This is a genomic window from Bradyrhizobium cytisi (assembly GCF_008123515.1).
In the GTDB taxonomy this organism is placed as follows: Bacteria; Pseudomonadota; Alphaproteobacteria; order Rhizobiales; family Xanthobacteraceae; genus Bradyrhizobium; species Bradyrhizobium cytisi.
On the sequence record NZ_VSSR01000011.1, the window covers coordinates 82,578 to 104,045 of the forward strand.

General features: G+C 64.3%; 14 protein-coding genes. 3 read left to right on the forward strand and 11 right to left on the reverse strand.

Annotation, left to right across the window (positions count from 1 at the left end; all coding sequences use genetic code 11):
* Nucleotides 1–157: 157 nt before the first annotated feature.
* Entirely contained in the window at nt 158–1,540 is a 1,383-nt protein-coding gene (locus FXB38_RS05850; protein ID WP_210250875.1) for an MFS transporter, read from the forward strand.
* A 138-nt stretch (nt 1,541–1,678) separates the two neighbouring features.
* Here the strand turns inward: FXB38_RS05850 and FXB38_RS05855 are convergent, their stop codons facing one another.
* The 9 genes from FXB38_RS05855 to FXB38_RS05895 form a co-directional block, all read right to left on the reverse strand.
* A complete protein-coding gene (locus FXB38_RS05855; RefSeq protein WP_347340219.1) occupies nt 1,679–2,200 on the reverse strand; it encodes an autotransporter domain-containing protein in 522 nt (173 codons plus the stop codon).
* Between the two features lie 9 nt (nt 2,201–2,209).
* Nucleotides 2,210–4,948 (reverse strand): autotransporter outer membrane beta-barrel domain-containing protein, encoded by a 2,739-nt coding sequence (locus tag FXB38_RS05860; protein ID WP_148749818.1) that lies wholly within the window; start codon nt 4,946–4,948, stop codon nt 2,210–2,212.
* Nucleotides 4,949–5,232: 284 nt separating this feature from the next.
* A complete protein-coding gene (locus FXB38_RS05865) occupies nt 5,233–6,012 on the reverse strand; it encodes a Pr6Pr family membrane protein (protein WP_210250876.1) in 780 nt (259 codons plus the stop codon).
* 195 nt (nt 6,013–6,207) lie between these two features.
* A complete protein-coding gene (locus FXB38_RS05870; protein WP_246229697.1) occupies nt 6,208–7,977 on the reverse strand; it encodes a tetratricopeptide repeat protein in 1,770 nt (589 codons plus the stop codon).
* Nucleotides 7,978–8,109: 132 nt separating this feature from the next.
* Nucleotides 8,110–11,226, reverse strand: a complete 3,117-nt coding sequence (locus FXB38_RS05875; protein ID WP_148749820.1) for an efflux RND transporter permease subunit — start codon at nt 11,224–11,226, stop codon at nt 8,110–8,112.
* Nucleotides 11,223–14,402, reverse strand: a complete 3,180-nt coding sequence (locus FXB38_RS05880) for an efflux RND transporter permease subunit (RefSeq protein WP_148749821.1) — start codon at nt 14,400–14,402, stop codon at nt 11,223–11,225. The genes FXB38_RS05875 and FXB38_RS05880 overlap by 4 nt, the downstream gene beginning before the upstream one ends.
* An 8-nt stretch (nt 14,403–14,410) precedes the next feature.
* Nucleotides 14,411–15,637: an efflux RND transporter periplasmic adaptor subunit gene (locus FXB38_RS05885; RefSeq protein ID WP_246229715.1), complete on the reverse strand. Its 1,227-nt coding sequence runs from the start codon at nt 15,635–15,637 to the stop codon at nt 14,411–14,413.
* A gap of 218 nt (nt 15,638–15,855) precedes the next feature.
* Entirely contained in the window at nt 15,856–16,953 is a 1,098-nt protein-coding gene (locus tag FXB38_RS05890) for a glycoside hydrolase family 3 N-terminal domain-containing protein (protein WP_148749823.1), read from the reverse strand.
* Nucleotides 16,954–17,157: 204 nt separating this feature from the next.
* Nucleotides 17,158–18,453, reverse strand: a complete 1,296-nt coding sequence (locus tag FXB38_RS05895) for an MFS transporter (protein ID WP_148749824.1) — start codon at nt 18,451–18,453, stop codon at nt 17,158–17,160.
* 108 nt (nt 18,454–18,561) lie between these two features.
* Between FXB38_RS05895 and FXB38_RS05900 the strand changes: the two genes are divergently transcribed.
* Nucleotides 18,562–19,158: a TetR/AcrR family transcriptional regulator gene (locus tag FXB38_RS05900; RefSeq protein ID WP_148749825.1), complete on the forward strand. Its 597-nt coding sequence runs from the start codon at nt 18,562–18,564 to the stop codon at nt 19,156–19,158.
* Between the two features lie 202 nt (nt 19,159–19,360).
* Here the strand turns inward: FXB38_RS05900 and FXB38_RS05905 are convergent, their stop codons facing one another.
* Nucleotides 19,361–19,750 (reverse strand): type II toxin-antitoxin system VapC family toxin, encoded by a 390-nt coding sequence (locus FXB38_RS05905; RefSeq protein ID WP_148749977.1) that lies wholly within the window; start codon nt 19,748–19,750, stop codon nt 19,361–19,363.
* An 8-nt stretch (nt 19,751–19,758) separates the two neighbouring features.
* Nucleotides 19,759–19,995: an antitoxin gene (locus FXB38_RS05910; RefSeq protein ID WP_148749978.1), complete on the reverse strand. Its 237-nt coding sequence runs from the start codon at nt 19,993–19,995 to the stop codon at nt 19,759–19,761.
* A gap of 635 nt (nt 19,996–20,630) precedes the next feature.
* On the opposite strand from FXB38_RS05910, the gene FXB38_RS05915 reads away from it, so the two are divergent.
* Nucleotides 20,631–21,356 carry a CPBP family intramembrane glutamic endopeptidase gene (locus tag FXB38_RS05915; RefSeq protein ID WP_148749826.1) on the forward strand — a complete coding sequence of 242 codons (726 nt, stop codon included), beginning with the start codon at nt 20,631–20,633 and terminating at the stop codon, nt 21,354–21,356.
* Nucleotides 21,357–21,468: the final 112 nt, after the last annotated feature.

Consider the following 21,468-nt stretch of genomic DNA (forward strand, 5'->3'; position numbering starts at 1 on the left):
GAGACCCCGTCGATCTCGGAACATGCGCCCAAATGTTCCCGCGAACTTGCCCAGCTTTCGCACGTTATCGATTTCGAACTCGGCCGAGTCGGTCGTCCGGTTTCGGATCGCCAGTCACGAGGGCGGCCGCCTGCTCCGTAGATAAAGGAAACTAGCATTGCTGACTGCCGGTCCACAGGCTGCAGAAGACGGCCAGCCGCTGGTTGTCGATGAGCAGGAGGTCAAACGCGCTGTTGGCGCCACCGCCATGGGCAACGCGATGGAGTGGTTCGATTTCGGCATCTACAGTTATCTCGCCGTCGTCATCGGCAAGGTCTTCTTCCCCGGCAGCGGCGACGAGCTGATCTCCAGCCTTGCCGCATTCGCAGTCGCCTTCCTGGTCCGGCCGATCGGTGGGCTCTTCTTCGGAATGCTCGGTGACCGGATCGGTCGCCGGAGCATCCTCGCGACGACGATCATCGCGATGGCGGTGGCTACCTTCTCGATCGGCTTGATCCCGAGCTACGCATCGATCGGCATCTGGTCGCCTGTTCTGCTCTACGTCGCCCGTCTGGTGCAGGGCTTCTCCACCGGCGGCGAGTACAGCGGTGCCTCCACGTTCGTCACCGAGTTCGCGCCCGATCGACGACGCGGATTCCTCGCATCGTTCCTGGAGGTCGGCACCATCTCCGGATTCGTCGCGGGAGCAGCGCTTGTCACCGGCCTGACGGCGGCGCTTGGCGACGCCGCGATGGAGTCATGGGGCTGGAGGGTGCCGTTCCTGCTTGCTGGTCCGCTCGGGATCATTGGGCTCTATTTGCGGCTCAGGCTCTCGGAGACGCCAGCCTTCGCCTCAATGAACGAACAGGCGCATGCGCGATCCGGCGGCAGCCGATTATGCGACATCGTGTTCGAGCATAGCCGGGTCGTTCTGCTCTGCATGGCCGTGGTGCTGGCGCTCAACGTCACCAACTACCTGGTGCTGACCTACATGCCGAACTACCTGTCAGCGACGCTCGGCTACAACACCACGCACAGCCTCTTGCTTAGCCTGCTGACCATGCTGGTGATGCTGGCGGCGATCCCGTTCGTGGGGTGGTTGGGCGACCGGATCGGGCGACGCCCAGTGCTGCTCGCAGCCTGCGTCGGCTACTTGGCGCTGTCCTTGCCGGCACTATGGCTCCTGAAACAAGGCTACATCGGAGCGATCCTGGCAGGGCTCCTGATCCTCGGCCTGTGCCAGACGCTCTTCATTGGTACGACATCATCGACGCTGCCCGCCATGTTTCCGACGGCAATCCGCTACGGCGGTCTGTCGATCGCATACAACGTGTCTGCCTCACTGTTCGGCGGAACGGCACCGCTGGTGGCGGAGTGGTTGGTGCGCATCACCGGCAACGATTACATGCCAGCCCTCTACGCGATGCTGGCGGCGCTGGTCGGGCTGCTTGCGGTGCTGCTCATGCAGGAGACGTCTGGGCGGCCGCTGGAGGGATCGGCGCCGACCATCAGCACCGACGAAGCCCACAGCCTGCAAACAGCGGCCGCCGCTGCACAATGAGCGCAGCCAACCCATCATGTATTGCCGAAATGAGTTCGTCGCACGGCTCTCAGCAAGCCAGATATCGAAGCGCATCCTGGCTTTGGCGACGTGAGGGCGAATGGCGCCGCCAATCGCGGAGAAGCCGCATTTCATCTTCTACCACCGTACGCGCACGCCAACGTTGGCGCCGACGCTTTGACGATTCACGTCGGCGTCGATACCCGTGGTATAGCTTGCCGCGCCATACACGGCGACCGCTGCCGTAATCTGCGCTGCGAACCCGCCGGCGATTTCGATCGCTGTCGCGCGGCGTGCTGTCTCGATCGGGGTCGTCGCAAACAGCACAGTGTCGGTGCCCGCGAACGTGTGCCAGAGATTCGTCTTGAAATACGGCTCGACGAGCGTTGTACCTGCCTGCACGCTGCCTTGCAGGCGGAAACCGAATCGACCCGCGAAGGCATCGGAGTCGTTGTGGGCGATGGTCGAGAACATGTCGCGCGTCGGATCGAGCGAGACCTGCTGCCAGATCATCTGCGCCTGCGGCTCGATCGTCCAGCCTCCGCCGAGCGCAAACGGATAGCCGGCCTCGAGCGAAGCGGTGACGGCCGTGCCGTCCGTCGTGGTGCTGGGGCCACGAATCGAGCGCTCCGCGCTCTGCAGGAACGTGCCCATCAGCACCGCGTCGAGCTACCAGCGGGACGGGCCGACATGGGTCCAATAGCCGCCGAGCGTATCGCCGTCGAGACCGATCGATCCGACCGGGCTGTGCAACTGGCCGACCGCAAAGCCGCGCACGTCACCGCTCGCGCGCGCGTGAGCGTAGAACAGGCCGAAACGGTCGATGTGCCCGCTCGGTCGGTCAATCCCATAGAGATCGCGGCCAACCTGGATACCCCAGATATTGCCGTCGAACTCCGGCCGGACGGTGCCCTGCCAGGATTGCTCATGTGTCGACCCGAACACGCGGCCCCAGGTGTCCGGGAGCCGGCCAGTGCCGCCTAGGAGATCCTGCTCGCCAAACCGCTCGTGGAACGTGCCGAGCGTCGAGATACCCATCTGTCGCGCGGTCGCCGGCAGCACGGAATGCAGCGGAACCTCCGGACGAAAGAGCGGCACGACCGGGCCCTCGAGCGTCGGGACGACGGGCGTCTCCGGCAGAGAGGGAGACGGAGACGGAGCCGGTTCGCTTGAGCGCAAATACCAGTTCTGCTCGGTGCCGGTGGTCGCGCCGCCGCGGAAGAGGAGGTACTCGTAAGGCCCGGCCGCAACCGCTCCCGCGAGCGAGAAGGCTCCGCCGGCCGTCGTCCCGCCATTGATCGCTTCGACAACAAGGATACCGTTGCCGGTTGTCAACGTGCCGGGACCGCCGAGGTTGGCGACCGAAATACTGGTCGCTCCGGACGCATTGCCAGTCGAAATGACGAGCTTGTCCGACGGCGCGCCGTCGCCCGCTAGGAAGGTCTGCAGCGCGAGCCTTCCGTTCAGGCCGACATAGTTACCGACGATGGTCAGGCTGTCGGTCGCGGCCGGCGGGCCGTTGGTCAGGTCGATGGTGCCGGCGTTGTTCACCGTGACGAGCTGGCCTGCCGTGAACGGTACGATTGCGTGCGCGCCCTGGCCCGCGAAGACATTACTCGTCGGATCGATCGAGAGCGTACCGGTGCCGGTGCCGGCGTCACCGAGTGTCAGCGTGCTTGAAAAAACGAGTGTCGACGCATTGGTGAGCTCGAACAGTTCCCAGTTGAGGAAACGTGCGACATCGCCACCGGTCGTATTGTCCCAGGTCAGCCGATCGATTCCTGGCCCGCCATCGACGAGGATGCCAGGGACCAGGTTTGCCGGCGTCAGATTGCGGAAGGTCGCGACGTCGTTGTTGCCGCCGAGATTCATCCCGCCGACGTTGCCGCCGCTCCAGGTGAATTGATCGATGCCGCTTCCGGTAACGAACGAGCCGACTACCTGCCCCCCGGTGACCGTGCCGATGTTGTTGCCGCTACCAAGATTGACGTTGCCGCCGATCGTGCCGCCAGAGAGTGCGAAGCTGTCGTTCTGAAAGCCCGCGGTTACGTCGCCGAGAATCCGGCCGCCGCTCATCGTGAAGACGTTGTTGGCTATGTTGAGGCTGACGAAGCCGATTGTACCGCCGGCGATTGCCACGAAGTCGCCATCGACCAGACCGCCGGTGATCGTTCCGCCCGAAATGGTCGCCGTGTCCAGCCCTCCGCCCTGATCGACGTTGCCGTTTATGGTCCCGGCCGACATCGTGAACGAGTCGGTGCCGTCTCCCTGGCTGATATGTCCGTTGACCGTGCCGCCGTTCATCATCATCGTGTCGTTTCCTGAGCCGAACTGGATCGCGACACTGCTGCCAGAGCCGATCGTCCCGGTATTCGTGACGGAATTGTTGAAGTTGCCGTTGAAGAGCAGCGCCGGGGCGGTCGTGCCGGTGATCGTTCCGGAGTTGGTCACGGCGGCCGGCCCGCCGGAGCTGGTGATACCGGTGGCCCGGCCGCTGATAGAGCCGGCATTGCTAAAGGTGCCACCGCCGTTGGCAATGACGCCGGATACCTGCTGGCTAACGATCGTACCGCTGGCAGCGTTGGTGAGGGTCGCGGGTCCACCGAGGAACACGCCGAGACCGCCCGGCCCTGCAGCCGTGATCGTACCGGAATTGCTGATCGCGCCAAGCGTGGCCCCGTTCCAAGTGACGCCGTGCGCGTTCAGCCCGGATGTCCCGATCGTCCCGCTATTGGTCAGCGTGTTGCCGTCGCCGGTCGCCGTGATTCCGCTCGCGTTTGCGCCGGCTGTCGTGATCGTGCCGGAATTGGTGAAGCTATTGTTGTTTCCGTTGAACGCTTCCATCCCGCTGGAGCCGTTTCCGGAAGTCGCAATTGTTCCTCTGTTGATAAGCGTATTTCCGTTCACGCCGCTGAAGACCAACATGCCTTGCGCATCCACTCCGGTCGTTGTGATCGTGCCGCCCTCGCCGTTCACCAGCACATTGTTCTGTCCCCCCTGGGAGAACATGCCCTCCGACTGACCGCCCGATGTCATTATCGAACCCGTATTGGTGACAGTATTGTTGTTGTCGACGCGGATGCCGTCGAATGTGTCGCCGCTGATCGTGATCGCGCCCTGGTTGGTGACCTGGCTCTGGTCGCGCACGAAGACGCCGTTGATGCCGGTTGCAGTGATGCCCGAGCCCGGCAGCACGTTGACCGTGACATTCGTGCTGCCGGCCACGGCCTCAACCCGTGTCGGATCAGGATTAGGCGCGGCTGTGCTGCACGTGACGGTCTGGCCGGAGGTCGGATCGTGAATGTCGCAGACGGCGCGCGCTTCTCTGCTATCGAGCAGGATCAACCCACCCGATATCAGTGCGGCTCCCGACAATATCGCGCTCGTCAGCGCAGGACGACGTCCCATCCGAGCCTCTCTCGAATGCCGTCAGCCCACAGCCTGATCGTTCTATGAGTATGCTAGGCTCCGACCCAGCGTAAAGCCTATGCGCGATGTCGACGATGATTTCACGCGTGCGTTGCGCGAAAGCCACGGTCGCTTAAGCGCCAATTGAAATAATCGTAAATGCCGTAGCGTGCAGTGCTGTCACACTTCTGTGGTCAGGCGCCGGTAGCGTGTGGTGCTGCCCGCGCGGCGATTGGCAAGTTCCAGACGCGTATTCCTGGCCAAAGCGGTTTTCGGAACCGGAGCTAGCGCTTTGCTCTTCCGGCCAGCCGGCGATCCACCCAGACCATGGCCTCACCGGCGATGACGAACGCCAGTGCGATCAGTGCGCTGTTGCGCAGGGTGTGTGGCCAGCCAATCTCGGCGACGTTGATGAAGGGATAGGGATAGCGCCCTTCGATCGCCCCGCGCCCCAGGGCATAGAGGAGATAGCCAAGCGGAAAGAGCGCCCAAAGAACCGGCGCACGCCAAGTCAGCGTCCCCTTTCGGGCGAAGGCAAGCCAGAACATGGACACCAGCGCGGGCGTCGCCCGGTGCAGTAGAATGTTGGCGAGCTGCGAGCCCGCTGTGAGCTCGCGCAGACCCTGCAGCAAGACGCCGTAGATGACGCCGACCAGGAGGATGTTGAGCAAGGTTCCGCCCAGCAGCCATGGCGTCCCGAGACCCGTGCGCATCGCGATGCCGGTGAAAACGACCGCGACCAACAGGTTCGTCAGAATAGTGAAGTAGCTGAGCATTCTCCAAATGGCGGCCGGCCACGACGCAGGCCCATCCGCGAGCGCATGGAAGTACAGGCCGATCCCGAGCCAGGCGGCCAGTGCAATGAGCCCGGCGAAGGCTCGCGCACCCCCGCTTTGCAGTTCGACGCCGGCTTCCCTCATGATCTTGCGTCCCGTTCTGCTGAACTTCCGCGGCGCACCCCTTGCCGATACTCTTTCGTTATCATCTTCGTTATCATCGCTGAATCGCAGGCGCGTTCCCGGAAGGAGCGAGATGCCGACGTCCTGCCAAGGGCGCGAACGCATTCCCCATTCCGGAACAGCCGCTCTTTCCCTCGTCGTCCTGCGTCGGCTCAAGCAGATCCCAGCATGGGCCTGATCAAGACTAGAAATTATAACAATATTTCAATAGTATAGGAGTTCGCGGTTTTATTCTGAATGGGGCGCCATTTCCGCACGAGGCCATGAACACTGCCGGCGTCGTTCGCGGTGCATTCAGCCTCAATGACCGAACGCGGCGGCCAGCACGCGCAATTCGTGCCGCACGCGATCGAGCACACTCTCATACTCACGTGTCTTGGTCTGCCGGAACAGCCGCACGCTCGGATACCAGGGGCTGTCCGCGCGATCGAGCAGCCAGCGGTAGTCAGGCGTCCATGGCAGCAGGATCCAGGTCGGACGTCCAAGGGCGCCGGCGAGATGGGCAACGCTGGTGTCGACCGTGATCACGAGATCAAGGCAAGCGATCAACGCGGCGGTCTCGGCGAAGTCGGTGAGATCGGCGGTCAGGTCGACGATGTCGTTCCTCTCGCGCAGCACCGCCGCATCATGCCGGCGCGGCGCCTTCTGCAGGCTGACATAGGTAGCATCGACGTCGAGGATACGGGACAGCGTTCGCAGCGGTATCGAGCGCGTCTCGTCATTCACGTGGAATGGATCGCCGGACCAGACCAGGCCGACCCGGAGCCTGCTGCGAGGGCCAAGGCGATTGTCCCAGGCCTGAACAAGGCTGTCCGGAGGGGCCGGCAGATACGGTCCCGACGGGATCGTATCGAGACGGGTCTCGAAGGCGAGCGGCAGGCTGGATATCGGGCAGTGCAGATCGAAAGCCGGCAGCGTGCCCATCGCCGACCGCGGAACGCAAAGGGATGCACCGCCCAGCGCCGACATGAGCCGATGCAGCGGGTCTTGAACGACCAGAATAACGCGTGCTCCACGCTCCGCCAGCATGGGGACGTAGCGGACGAAGTGAATGGTGTCGCCTAATCCCTCGTCCGCCGCGACAAGGATCGTCTTTCCCTCGATGTTTTCTTCCCCGAGCCACATCGGTCGCTGAAACTCAGGGTGTCTGGCCGAAGGCAATTTCAATCGGGCCTGGTGTCCGTGCCAGCCGGCTTCGAGATTGCCCGTCAGGAGATGGGCCAGAGACACATTCCATTCCGTCACCGTACTGTTCAGCCCGAGCGATGTCATCCGATCGGACAGCGCGAAGACCTCGTCGAAGCGATGAAGGTGGAAAAGCGCGACCAGCTTGTTGTCGAAGGCGTCCACGAAGCGCGGCTGGATCTCGATGGCCTTGTCGAACCATGCCAGCGCCTCTTCATTCCTGCCGAGCCGCCGCAACGAAAGACCGAGATTGTTGCAGATCTCGGCATTATCAGGATCGAGCTGGTGCGCCCGTCTGCCGTCGGTCGCGGAGTCCTCGAACCGTTTCAGGCAATAGAGAACCCATGCGCGCGTCCGCAGCGTCGGGCCATGGTCCGGGAGCAGGCTGTCGCTGAGATCAAGACAGGCAATGGCCTCCTCGTTCCGCCCGAGCTTGTGGAGCACGATCCCGCTCTTATACAGCGCGTCTTGATGATGCGGATTGAGCTCGAGCGCGTGTTGAAAGCTCGGCAGGGCTTGATCGAGGCGCGCAAGCTGAACGAAGATGTCGCCACGCTGTCGCCACAGCTCGGCGTCGTCAGGCCGCAGCTGTATTGCCTGGTCGAGGACGTTGAGGGCTTCGTCGCAGCGCCCATACTGCTGCAGGATGGTCGCGAAGCTCGCCAGATATTCCGGTTTCGGTGCGCGCTGGATCGCGCGGACGATCCACTGCAGGGCCTCGTTGTATTGCCTGGCCTGGAGAAACAGCAGGCCCATGAGATGCTGGGCGTCGGTGTGCTCGGCATCGAGTCCGAGGGCCTGCTGGTAGCAGGCGCGCGCGTCGAGATGCCGTCCGTCCCTGAAATGCGCAAGGCCCGCTTCACAGAAGGCGGTTGCTGTGCTCATCGCTGATGCGTTCCAGGCGGTCATTGAGTTCTTGCAGGCGGCTCTGCGCTCGCGATGTCGTCAATTCGCGATCATAATCGCTTACGAGCGTACGGGTGGGAGCTGGTGCGAAGCCGTCGGCGCAGCGCCCGATCAGCCGCTGATGCCGGAAAGAGGCGAAGCCGGCGCACCGCCGGCCGCGGATGCCTGAGGCGCACCCGCGGCGCGCATTTTCTTCCGCCGCCTCAGCCTGTCCAGGATCAAATACATCGCCGGCGTCGAGTAGAGCGTGAACAGCTGGGCGACGACCAGGCCGCCCATGATGGTGATGCCGAGCGGCTGGCGGATCTCGAAGCCCGGGCCGGTGCCGAACGCGATCGGGACGGCGCTCAAGAAAGCCGCCAGCATCGTCATCGTGATCGGCCGCGCCCGCAGCCGTGCCGCGAGCAGGATGGCGTCGTGGGCGTTGAGGCCGCGATGCCGCTCCGCGTCGAGGGCATAGTCGACCATCATGATGGCGTTCTTCATCACCATGCCGACCAGCAGGATACAGGCGATGGTGGTCACCAGCGTGAACTGCGTTCCCGTGGCCCACAGCGCGACCAGCGCGCCGAAGGCGGTCGGCGGCAAGGTAGAGAGAATCGTCAGCGGATGGACGTAGCTCTCGTAGAGCATGCCGAGCGCGATGTAGATCGCGATCAGGGCGGCCGCGAACAGCGCCGCCTGCTTGACGATCGACTTGTCCGCCTCCTTGGCCTCGCCGCGGAATTCCGCCTTGATGTCATCGGGCAGCTTTGCCTCGGCCTCTTCCTTGCGGATAGAGGCGATGGCGTCGCCGATCGATGTGTTGGGCTTGATGTCGAACGAGATCGTCGCGGCCGGAAACTGGGCGCTGTGGCGGACCCACATCGCCGCATGCGCGCGCTGCGGTCGGGTCAATGCCGTCAATGGTACCGCTTTGCCGTTGGCGCTTGGCACGTAAATCTGGCCCATCGAGCCGGGGTCGCTCGCCGCCTGCGGCTCGACCTCGAAGATCACGCGCGCATAATTGGTCGGAAGGAACAGCAGATTGATCTGGCGCTGGCCGAAGGCGTCGTTGAGCGTGTTGTCGACTGCGACCGGCGTGACGCCGAGCATCGCGGCGCGCAGGCGGTCGATGGTCAGGCCGGCCTGCAGGCCGCCGGTCTCCCAGCTCGCGATGACGTCGATGACCTGCGGAATGCCGCGGACGCGGCGGATCATGTTTTCCGCGGCGCGCAGCACCTGCTCCTCGTCGATGCCCCACAGCGTATATTGATAACGCGAGCCGGCGGACTGGACGCCGAGATTGAGATCCTGAAGCGGCACGAAGAAAACCCTTACGCCGTCAATCCTGTTCATGCGTTCGCGCAACCGCGTGATCACTTGCTGGATCGACAGCTTGCGGACGTCAGGCGGCTTGAGCGCGACCAGCATCTGCCCGATGCTGAGCGCGTTGCCATTGCCCTCGCCGATGTAGGACGTCAGACCTGAGATTGCGGGATCTTGCAGAATCGCCGCGCCGACGGCGCGCTGGCGGTCCTCCATGGACAGGAACGAGATGTTCGACGGAGCCACGGTCCGCACGAACATCACGCCGGTGTCCTGGGTCGGCATGAATCCTTTCGGCAGCTGCAGATAAAGCCAGACGCTGGCCCCCGTCAGCGCGGTGATCATCAGGACGGTGAGAAGACGGTGGCGCAGCGTCCAGTCGAGGCTGCGGGCATAGAAGGTGCGGTGTTCGGAGACCGCATCGGGATTATGCAGCTTCTGCCGGCCGCGATCCAGGAGATGTCCGCACATCATCGGTGTCAGCGTCAGCGAGATCGCCGCCGAGGAGACGATGGCGACCACCAGCGTCACGCCGAACTCGCGGAAATAACGCCCGACGACGTCAGGCATGAACAGGATCGGGATCAGCGCCGCGATCAGCGCGACGGTGATGGCGACGACCGTGAACGCCATCTGGCGGGCGCCGTTGATCGCGGCCTGCAGCGCCGGCTCGCCTTCGGACATGCGCCGGATGATGTTCTCGATCATGACGATGGCATCGTCCACCACGAAGCCGGCGGCGATGGTCAGCGCCATCAGCGACAGATTGTCCAGGCTGAACCCGCACAGGCTCATCACGAACAGGGTTGCGGCCAGCGAGACCGGGATCGTGACGCTCGGGATCAATGTGGCCCAGAACCGCCTGAGGAACAACGCGATGACCAGCACGACGAGCGCGGAGGCGATCACCAGCGTAAGCTTGACGTCGTTCACGGCGGCCCGGATCAGCGTGGTGCGATCGTAGATCGTATGCAGCTTGATGCCGGGCGGGAGCCAGCGCTGGATCTCCGGCAGCTCGGCCTTGATGGCGTCGACGGTCTCGACGATGTTGGCGTCAGATTGCTTATAGACAAACAGAACGATGCCGCGCTCGGTGCCGTACCAGCCGGCGAGACGGTTGTTGATGACGCTGTCGGTCACCGACGCGACGTCGCCGAGGCGGATCGGGGCGCCGTTGCGCCAGGCCGGCACGATATCGCGATATTCGGAGGCCTGCAGCAGCTGGTCGTTGGCTTCGATGGTGAGGCGCTGGCCATCGACCGACACCGCGCCCTTCGGCAGGTTCTGCGATGCATTGAGGACGGCGACGCGCGCCGCTTCCAGCGACAGGTTCATGGCGGCCAGCCGCGCCGGCGACACCTGGATGCGCACCGCGCTGCGCTCGGCGCCAGTGACGTTGATTCGCGCGACGCCCGGCAGCTGCGACAGTTTTGGTGAGATCACGCCGTCGGCAAGGCTGTAGACCTCTCCGGGCGTGAACACGTCGCTGGTCAAGGCGAGCGCGACGACCGCCGCGCCCGCGGGATTGGCCTTCCAATAGGTGGGTGGCCAAGGACCCTTCGGCAGGTTTGGCCCTGCCGAGTTGATGGCAGCCTGGACCGCCCCGGCCGCGGCATCGATGTCGACGGAGAGCTCGAACTGCACCGTAATGCTCGTGCCGCCCATGGCGCTGAACGAGGTGATTTCCGTCACGCCCGGGATTAGCGCGAGCGTGGTCTCGATCGGCTGCGATAGCGCGTTCGCGACCGTGACCGGGCTCGCGCCGGGGAAAGGCGCGTAGATTCCGATCGTGGGCCGCTCCACTGCCGGCACCGAGGCGATCGGCAGACGGAAATAGGCGACGCAGCCGAGCAGGAACACGCCGATCATCAGCAGCGTCGTCGCCACCGGCCGCAGCACGAATTGGGCGGTGATGCTCACGGCGCCGGCCGCTCGGCTTGCGGCAGCGCCGCCGGATCATCGGCGGATCGCCATCCGAACCTTGCGCGGAGCGAGGCAAACGCGAGATAGACGACGGGCGTCGTATAGAGCGTGAGAACTTGCGAGACGATCAGTCCGCCGACGATGGCGATGCCGAGCGGCTGGCGCAGCTCGGAGCCGGTGCCCGAGCCGATCGCCAGCGGCAGCGCGCCGAACAGCGCCGCCATCGTCGTCATCATGATCGGACGGAAGCGGAGAATGCAGGCCTGCCGGATGGCGTCGAACGAGGACGCGCCGTCCTCGCGTTCGGCGGCGAGCGCGAAATCCACCATCATGATCGCGTTCTTCTTGACGATGCCGATGAGCAGGATGATGCCGATCAGCGAGATCAGATTGAGATCCTGCCGGTACAGCATCAGCGCCAGCAGCGCGCCGATGCCTGCCGACGGCAAGGTCGACAGGATCGTGATCGGGTGGATGTAGCTCTCATAGAGCATGCCGAGGATCAGATAGACCGTCACGATCGCGGCGAGCAGCAGCCACTTCTCGTCCGAGAGCGAGTTGGCGAACTCGGCGGCGGTGCCGATCAGCTTGGTCGTGACCGCATCCGGCAGTCCGATCTCGTGCTCGGTCAGGCGCAGTGCCTCCGTCGCCTGGCTCAGCGAAACCCCCTCGGCCAGGTTGAACGAGATCGTCGTGGCGGGAAACAGGCCCTGGTGCGAGATCAGCAGCGGCGCGTGCTGCCGCTCGATCCGCGCGAAGGCCGACAGCGGAACCGGCACGGAGGCCTTGCTGAAGGCGCCGCTGAAGCCGCTGGTCTGCTGGTCGATGGTGCTGGCCTGGGCCGCGGCCGCGGTCAGATAGATCTTGCCCAGGATATCAGGATCGTTGCGCAAGGCAGGATCGACCTCGAGGATCACGTGATACTGGGTGAGGGGACCGAACACGGTTGCGATCTGGCGCTGCCCGAATGCGTCATACAGGGTCTGGTCGATCGTGTTCAGGCTGACGCCGTAGCTCGCCGCGAGCTGGCGGTCGATGGTGACGGACATCTGCAGGCCTTCGTCCTGGCGGTCGTCGGCGACGTCGGCGAGCTCCGGGCGCTTGCGAAGCGCCTCGACCAGGCGCCGGCTCCAGAGCCGAAGCTCGTCCTCGTCGAGATCCTGCAGCGCATACTGGTATTGCGTGCGTGCGACGCGCGATTCGATCTGCAGATCCTGCGCCGGCTGCAGGTGCAGCGTGATGCCGTGAACGCCCTCGACCGCATGCTGCAGCCGCGCCATCACGGCGGCTGCGGATGATTTCCGCGCGTCGGGGCTGCCGATGTCGATATAGAGCCGGCCGCTGTTCAGCGTCGTGTTGACGGATCCGATGCCGACGAAACTGCCGACGGTGACGACATCGCCGTCGCGCGCGATCACGGCGGCGAGCTGCTGCTGCCGCTCGGCCATCGCCGCAAAGGAAATGTCCTGGGCCGCGTCGGTGGTGCCGATCAACAGGCCGGTGTCCTGCAAGGGCAGAAAGCCCTTGGGGATGGCGACGTACAGCATGCCGGTCGCGACCAGGGTGAACACGGTGAAGACCAGCGTGAGCTTGCGGTGCCTCAGCACCCAGTCGAGCCCCCACAGGTAGAAGCTTGCGGATGCGTCGAAGCCGCGCTCGCTGATGCGGAACAGCCAGCCGTGCTGCGCATCGGGGTCCTCGCGTTGCAAAAGCTGCGCGCACATCATCGGGGTCAGCGTCAGCGAGACGAGTCCTGAGATGACGACGGCAAAGGACAGCGTGATCGCGAATTCCCGGAACAGCCGGCCGACCACGCCGCCCATCAGGAGCAGCGGGATGAACACGGCGATCAGCGAGACCGTCAGCGAGACGATGGTGAAGCCGATTTGCCGCGCGCCCTTCAAGGCCGCCTCGAGCGGATCCTCGCCCTCCTCGACATAGCGCGCGATGTTCTCGATCATCACGATGGCGTCGTCGACGACGAAGCCCGAGGCGATGGTCAGCGCCATCAGCGAGAGATTGTCGAGGCTGAAGCCGCACAGCGCCATGGCGCCGAAGGTTGCAACCAGCGAGACCGGCAGCGTGACGCTCGGGATCACGGTGGCCCACAGCTTGCGCAGGAAGATGAAGATCACCAGCACGACGAGGGCGACCGTCAGCACCAGCGTGAACTGCACGTCGTGGATCGCGGCCCGGATCGTCGTGGTGCGGTCGCTGACGACCGAGATCTTCAGCGCGGCGGGGAGCGAATCCTGCAGCTTCGGCAGGATGCTCTTGATGGCATTCACCACCTCGATCGTGTTCGCGCCCGGCTGGCGCTGGATGTCCAGCAGCACGGCGCGCTCGCCCTGGAACCACGCCGCCTGCTCGGAATCCTCGACGCCGTCGATGGCGCTGCCGACATCGCGCAGCAGCACTGGCGCACCGTTGCGATAGGCGATCACCGCATCCTGATAGGCCTCCGCGGTGAAGAGCTGGTCGTTGGTGTCGACGTGAAATGCCTGCCTGGGCCCGTCGAGCGACCCCTTCGGATTGTCTGCTGTGGTGGCGGCGATGCCGCGGCGGACGTCGTCGAGCGACATGCCGAGCCCGGCCAGTCTCGTGGGGTTCATCTGCAGGCGTATGGCTCGGGTCTGCCCGCCCTCGATGCTGACGGCGCCGACGCCCGGGATCTGCGACAGCTTTGGCACCAGAATGGTCGCGGCGTGATCATTGGCCTCGTGCAGCGCCATTGTCCTCGAGGTCAGCGCCAGGATCAGCACCGGGGTGTCGGCCGGATTGACCATCCGATAGGTCGGCGGGCTCGGCAGCTGCTCGACCGGAATCCAGCCCGCTGCCGCATTGATCCGCGCCTGCACGTCCTGCGCGGCCGCGTCGATCTTGCGCGACAGGTCGAATTGCAGCGTGATCTGGCTGTAGCCATAGGAGCTGGTCGAGCTCATGTCGGTCAGCCCGGAGATCGTGCCGAAATAATGCTCCAGCGGCGCGGTGATCGAGGTTGCGACGACGGTGGCGGAGGCGCCGGGATAGCGCGTCACCACCTGGATGGTGGGAAAGTCGACATTCGGAAGCGGCGCGATCGGCAGCTCACGGTAGCCGAGCATGCCCAGCAGCACGACCGCGACGATCATCAGCGTCGTTGCGATCGGCCGGAGGATGAAGGGCGCGGACATGGCGGACCTCAGTCAACGCGCGGCTCGGAGCGCGGCTGGGTGCCCGGCTGCGCCTTGGCGGTCGGCGTCACGCCCTCGATCGTGATGCGGGAGCCGTTCTCGAGCCGGTAATAGCCGTCGGTGACGACGCGTTCGCCTTTGGCGAGGCCGCGCTCGATCATCGCGCGTCCGTCGAAGATCTGCCCGACCGTGACCGGCCGGAAGGCCGCCGTATCGTCCGCCTTCGCGACCCAGACGAAATCGCCGCGCGGTCCGTGCCGCACGGCGATCGCGGGCGCCGTGATCGCGTTCTTGCGCGTGTCCACCGTGATCCGCCCGTTGGCAAAATTGCCCGGCCAGAGTTTCAGCGCCTTGTTGGGAAACGTCGCCTTCAGCTTGATCGTGCCGCTGGCCTGATCGACCTGGTTGTCGACCAGCGTGATCATGCCCTTGTCCAGCTCGGTGGTATTGTCGGCCGTGAGCGCGACCACCGGTGCATCGGCCTGGCCGAGGCTGAGCCGGGTCTGGCCGACGGCGACCGCGGCCAGGGTGAAGATCACCGAGATCGGCTGCAACTGCGTGACGGTGACGAGGGTCGCCGGCGACACCGCGCGGACATAATTGCCCTGGTCGACCTGGCGGATGCCGAGCCGTCCGCTGATCGGCGCGCGGACGCTGGTGAAGCCGAGCTGCGTGCGCGCATATTCGGTCTGGGCGTCGTCGTTCCGAACCTGCGCCTTGTACTGCTCGACCAGCGCGTGCTGCTGGTCCACCACCTGCCGGGAGATCGCGGCGGCCTTCTGGATCAGCGCGTCGTAGCGCTCCATGTCGATCTGGGCGCCGTCCAGCAGCGCCTGGTCCTTCTGCCTCACCGCGATCTGCTGATCGAGCTGGGCCTGGAACGGCCGCGGATCGATGATTGCGAGGATGTCGCCTTGCTTGACGTCCTGCCCTTCCTGGAAAAGGATCTGGACGATCTCGCCGTCGACCCGGCTCTGCACGTTGACGGTGTTGTAGGCCTGGATCGTGCCGATGCCGGTCAGGTAAATCGGGACGTCCTCCGCCTTCGCGGCCGCGACCTTTACGGCGACCGGCGGCCGTGCTGCAGGCGTGGCGGCGGCAGTTTGCTCGGCTTCCGCCGCCTGGATGAAGGGCAGCGCGAACGGAAGCTTGAGGTCATGCCTGAAATAATAGCCGGCATAGCCCGCCGGCAACACGACCAGCGCGGCGATGAGGAGTTTTGCTGTACGTTTCACGTTCAAGCCCATCACCCCGAGCCGGCCGCCAATACCCGGTTGATTGTCCCGGCGCGGAACCTCTTAGCATGAAGCAACCTGACGTTGATATCGGCAGGACGCGATATGCTACCATCCGTAACATTAGCACGCGTAGCGGATAGAGATCAACGGCGCTTGCGTTGCTGAACGTCTGGCTTGCCGATGGATTTTGGCGGGGCCCGACCCCCGGTGCCGCCCTAGACGACTTCGACCGTCGCCGCGTCGAACTGGGTGCCGGCGCCGCGATGACGTGCGAGCACCTCGCCCGATAGCTCCGACACCGCGTTTTGCGCGGTGCTATCCAGCATCGCGCGGACGCGCCGGCTTGATGCCGCCAGCAACGCCGGATCGAGCTTGCCCTGGTCGACGCCGTTGATGATCGACCGGGCAAGGTCGCGGGCGCGTTCGGTGTCGGTCAGGTGCGAGCAGATCATCAGCATGTCGTTGCCGGCGGCCATGAAGCGCGCGCCGGAATCCGGCGCGTCCAGCCGGCCCGCCATGGCGCGCATGCCGACGTCGTCGGACACGATCACGCCGCGGAAATTCATCGCCTCGCGCAACAGCCCGTGCGTGATCGCGCGCGACAGCGTGACGGGATCGTTGGGGTCGAGCTTACGGTACAGGATGTGCGACGTCATGATCATCCCGATGCCATCGGCGATCGCCGCGGCAAACGGCAGCAGCTCGCGCGCCTTGATCTGGTCGAGATCGAGATCCAGCACCGGCAATTCGTGATGCGAATCCACCTGTGTGTCGCCATGCCCCGGAAAATGCTTGCCGCAGGCGCGGACGCCGCGGCGTTCCATCGCCTTGGTGAACGGAAGCATCGACTTGATGACCTCGTCGGCCGAGCGGCCGAAGGCGCGCTCCCCGATCACGGGATTGGCGGGGTTGCTGTGAATGTCGAGCACCGGCGCAAAATTCAGATTGCAGCCGAGCGAGGCGAGCTCGACGCCCATGGCATCGCCGACCTGCTCCGCGGTGCCGGCCCAGCGCGCCGCATAGGAGAAGCGCGTGATCGGCGCCGGCGTGCGGCAGACGCGTCCGCCTTCGTGATCGATGGCGATGAACTGCTTGTCGCGCTGCGAGGCATCGCGGATCGCGGCGATCAGGTCCCGGTGGATCGACAGCCAGTCCCGATAGGGCAGGTCGTGCCGGAAATTGCTCTTGTAGAGGATGACGCCGGCGGGCCGGAGATCCCGCAGCAGCGCGCGGTCGCGGTCATCGAGGACGCTGGTCGGCCGCAGGCCAAGGAAGAAATGGTCACCGACCGTTGAAAGCAGGGAATCGCTCATCCGCCGGGGCCGCCACAAATCGTTTGGTTGATTGGGATGGAGCTTGACGCAACGCGAACTCTCAGCCCCTGCGCGAGCTTTCGAACCACCCGCTTCGTCATCGCAATATTCCAAATTTCATCAACGGAATCAATCGACAAATCAAACGTCACGGGCAGCTGCGCCGGCAAGGTCGGCGTTGATCGCCATGCCGGCGCGATATTCTCACGCCACAGCCAGCACCGGCTGCTTCGGCTGCCGTCCAATCATCAGCGACAGCACGGCAGCAATGATGCCGGTGACGCCCGCGATCATGAAGGCCTGCAGATAGTCGCCCTGCGACGAGCGCATGAAGCCGGCGAACAAGGCGGCGCAGGCGGCCCCTAACTGATGGCCGGCGACCACCCAGCCGAAGATCAGCGGCGCATTCTTGTCGCCGAACGCCTCGTTGGCGATGCGCACGGTCGGGGGCACGGTTGCGATCCAGTCGAGGCCGTAGAACACCGCGAACACCGACAGGCTGACAAAGGAGAAATCCGAGTAGGGCAGGTAGATCAGCGACAGCCCGCGCAGGCCGTAATAGAAGAACAGCAGCTTGCGCGGATCGAAGCGGTCGGTGAGCCAGCCCGACAGCGTGGTGCCGAACAGGTCGAAGAAGCCCATCAGCGCCAGCAGGCTCGCGGCCTGAACCTCGAAGATGCCGTGATCGCCGCAGAACGCGATCAGATGGGTGCCGACGAGGCCGTTGGTAGTGAAGCCGCAGATGAAGAAGGTCGCGAACAGGAACCAGAAGGTCGGCACCTTGGCCGCGCGCACGAGGTTGCTGATCGCGGCGACGAACGGGTTGCCCTGCGCCGGGCCTGCGGGCTGGTCCTCATGCGGGCTGCCATAGGAGCGCAGGCCGATCGCGGCCGGCCGTTCCGGCACCAGCACGTAGACCAGCGGAATCAGCGCCGCGCAGCATGCGGCGACCGTCAGCACCACAGGCTTCCAGCCGCCCCATTCGACCAGCGATGCGAGGCCCGGCATGAAGATGAGCGTGCCGGTCGCCGTGCTCGCGGTCAAAAGTCCCATGACCAGGCCGCGATTGGTAGTGAACCAGCGATTGACGATGGTGGCGCCGAGCACGTTGGCGACCGCGCCCGAGCCGATGCCGGACAGCAGTCCCCAGGTCAGGAACAATTGCCACGGCGCGGTCATGAAATAGCTCGCAGCCGTCGAGGCCGACATCAGCGCCAGCGCGCCCAGCACCGTGCGGCGGATGCCGAAGCGCTGCATCACGGCGGCGGCGAACGGACCTGCGAGGCCGTAGAGGAAGATGCCGATTGCGGCCGACGACGAGACCACGCTGACGTCCCAGCCAAACGCCTTCTGCAGCGGCAGCATCAGCACGCCGGGCGTGGCGCGCAGGCCGGCGGAGGCCAGCAGCGCCAGGAAGATCACGGCAACGACCACGAAGGCGTAGTTTGGGCCGAACGGCCTTTTGGAGATGGCGGAGGATTGAACGGAAGCTGGGGGCATGTTACTTACCGGTACGTATTGCGATGCGGTACTAATACGTACCGGTCAGTAACATTGTCAAGCCCAAACCCACACTCCAAGCTCATGTCGAAGGTCGGACGAAGCCAGATGCCGAAAAAAGCCGAGAAAGCCGTAAGTGCGCCGCTGCGCGCCGCCGACCGGATTCGCGCCTCCGCCAGCGAGCTGTTCTATCGCGAGGGCATCCGCGCCGTCGGCGTCGACGAGGTGGTGGACCGGGCCGGCGTCACCAAGCCGAGCCTCTATCGCAGCTTCGCCTCCAAGGACGATCTCGCCGCCGCCTATTTGCGCGACTACGATCTGAGCTTCTGGGAGAATTTTGAACGCCCCGACGGCAAGACCTACAGCAACGCCCGCGATCATGTGCTCGCCTATATCAGCCAGCTCTCGTCGCGCGCCGTCGCCAAAGGCTATCGCGGCTGCGGGCTGAGCAACGCCGCAGTGGAATATCCCTCGCGCGACAATCCCGCGCGCAAGGTTGCCGAAGCGCACAAGAAGGTCTTCCGCAAGCGCCTGCGCGAGCTCGCAGCCCACATGGGCGCGCGCCAGCCGAATGTGCTTGGCGATGCGCTCTTGCTGCTGATCGAAGGCATCTATGTCACCGGCCAGCAATCGGAAGACGGCCCGGCGCAGTCGGCGCTTGCGGCGGCGAAGCTGCTGATCGATGCGAGCGTGAAGACGGGGTGAGGTGGCGGTCGCTGCCTACGAAACCACGCGCCCGCAGCTCAGCCGGATAGAGCATCGGACTCCGAATCCAAAGGTCGGACGTTCGAATCGTGCCGGGCGCGCCATTTCGGTACAGAACTGGGCACGCCAAAACCTGCCGTTTTTGCGCTTGATGCGGCGACGAGCGGCACGCGCAAAACTCTCGGCTGGTAGCTTTCTTTGCTCACGCAAGCCAGTTCTCAACTTTCAAACCTCGGATGCGTTTGAACTCATCGACATTGGCGGTCACCATGGCGGCGCCAATCGCAGCGGCGTGAGCCGCTATCAGCAAATCGTTGCCGCCGATCGGCTTTCCGGCGGTTTCCAGTTCCGCGCGGATTCCGCCGTAATCGGCATCGGCCGGTACATCAAACGGAAGCACGTCGATCTCGCCGAGCAGGTCCTCGACTGCCTTGAGCAGGCGTTGCGAGCCGCTCTTGGCGCATCCGTAGCGCAACTCTGCTGCGACGATAATGCTGGTGCAGACGTTGTTCTCGCCGACCTTGGCGATCCGTCTGGCAGCTTTGCCCTGTGGATTCCTGATCAGGTCAGAAATAATGTTCGTGTCCAGCATGTAGCGGGTCAAAACATTTTCTCCGGCGCCGGTACGGAATCGTCGATCTCGGGAAAACGCTCCTCCACCGGCTTCATCGTCTTGAGCAACGCGACGAGCCCGCGCCTGCGCACCGGCTCGATCACAAGACGATCGCCATCGCGATGCATGATCGCCTCATCGCCCGGCAATTCAAACTCAACAGGAATACGGACCGCCTGATTGCGGCCATTGCGGAATAGTCTGACGTGCCTTTGTTCCGGCATTGGCGGCCTCATGCTGGCATATGCCATAGACATATGCCATAGCGTCGCCGCCGGCAAGGGATCGTTGCCGGCTAACGAAGGTGCCGGCGCGCAATATCAGCGGGCATCTTGATGATCCGATTCTTCGGGGCGCTTCCCTTGCAGCGTGAGCGCAGTCGCTCACAGCAAGCCATGATCGCATGGCAGCAAAGAGCCAGCGGAGCACCGTCAAGGCCGCAAGCCGGCGCCGGTCGCGCACGGCGGGAGCCTTGACGGTGCACCGTTGGTCCGGCAGCGGCCTCCCATGCGATCATGGCCGGACATCCTGCCGAGCACGCGCAACAAGACGCTATGCTGCGAACGATAGCGCTCGGAACGTTGATTTGAATGCTTTCTCGCTTCGAGCGGCACTAGGCCGCTTCATGCGGTGCCGCTGCAGTGCCATCCAAAACAATGTGCAGACAAACACTTACGGCCCCCGACGGCCGCGAGCGACAGCGTCGCTTTTATCTTGCCGTCCGATATTGACGCCTTGAAGCGGCTAACCACCTCCTTCTCGCATAGATACGACCCGCCGCTTGTACCCTTCGGGAATGGCACAGAGAGACTCGTATTCGGCCAGCGGTAGCTAACCGCAAGTGGGCAGCAGGCAGTTCATGACCGAACCAGATGTTCTTCCCACTCTCTCAGGCCTTGCGCTCGCGCTTGGCGGACCGGCGCTGCTGGCCAGCCCTGCGCATCGGCTACTCGGAGACGCGGACGCATTGCGCACCCGCGTGGTCGATCAACTCTGCTTGCTCGCCATGGCGGGAGGCGTGATCGCCATAGTCCTGCTCTGGGAGGCGCGGCCCCTTGCTTCGATCGGCTGGCGCGGGATCGAGTTGGCAGCGATCGCCTGGGGCGCGGTCCTCACCATCGTCTTTGTGTGGGCATTGCTCCCCGTCGAGGGCCGTGTGCTGGCCCGGTTGCGCCTCGGCGGCTTTGAAAAGGGGTTGGCAACGCTATCACGCTTGCCCGCGTGGTTTCTGGTCTTCGCCGCCCTCGTTGCGGGCGCCGCTGAGGAGACGCTATTTCGTGGCTACGCCTTTGAGCGCGTCGCAGAGCTGACAGAAAGTTACACGATTGCCGGGTTCGTTACAGTCGTGCTGTTCGCGCTAGTTCACCTGCGTCTTTGGGGCTGGGGGCCAGTCGTTGCCTTTGTTGTGAGCGGTGCCGTGCTGACCTTATTCTTCGTCTGGCGGCAAGACCTCCTCGCCAATATTGTTGCTCACGCTGCTACCGATGCTGTTGGGCTGCTCCGCGCCTCGGCGCGCGTTCGTAAAGCCGCAGGATGCCAGCGGATAGCCTGCTCGGGCTCCTCGACCGAATCCAGAGACGCGTAGCTGGCAGGGCAAAGTCGTAGGGCATCGCAATTTAGCGGCCTAGAGAGTTCTGCGGGTGCGAGCATCATAGCACTACAGCGAAGCAATAGTGCCCATCTTCATCGGCCGTGGC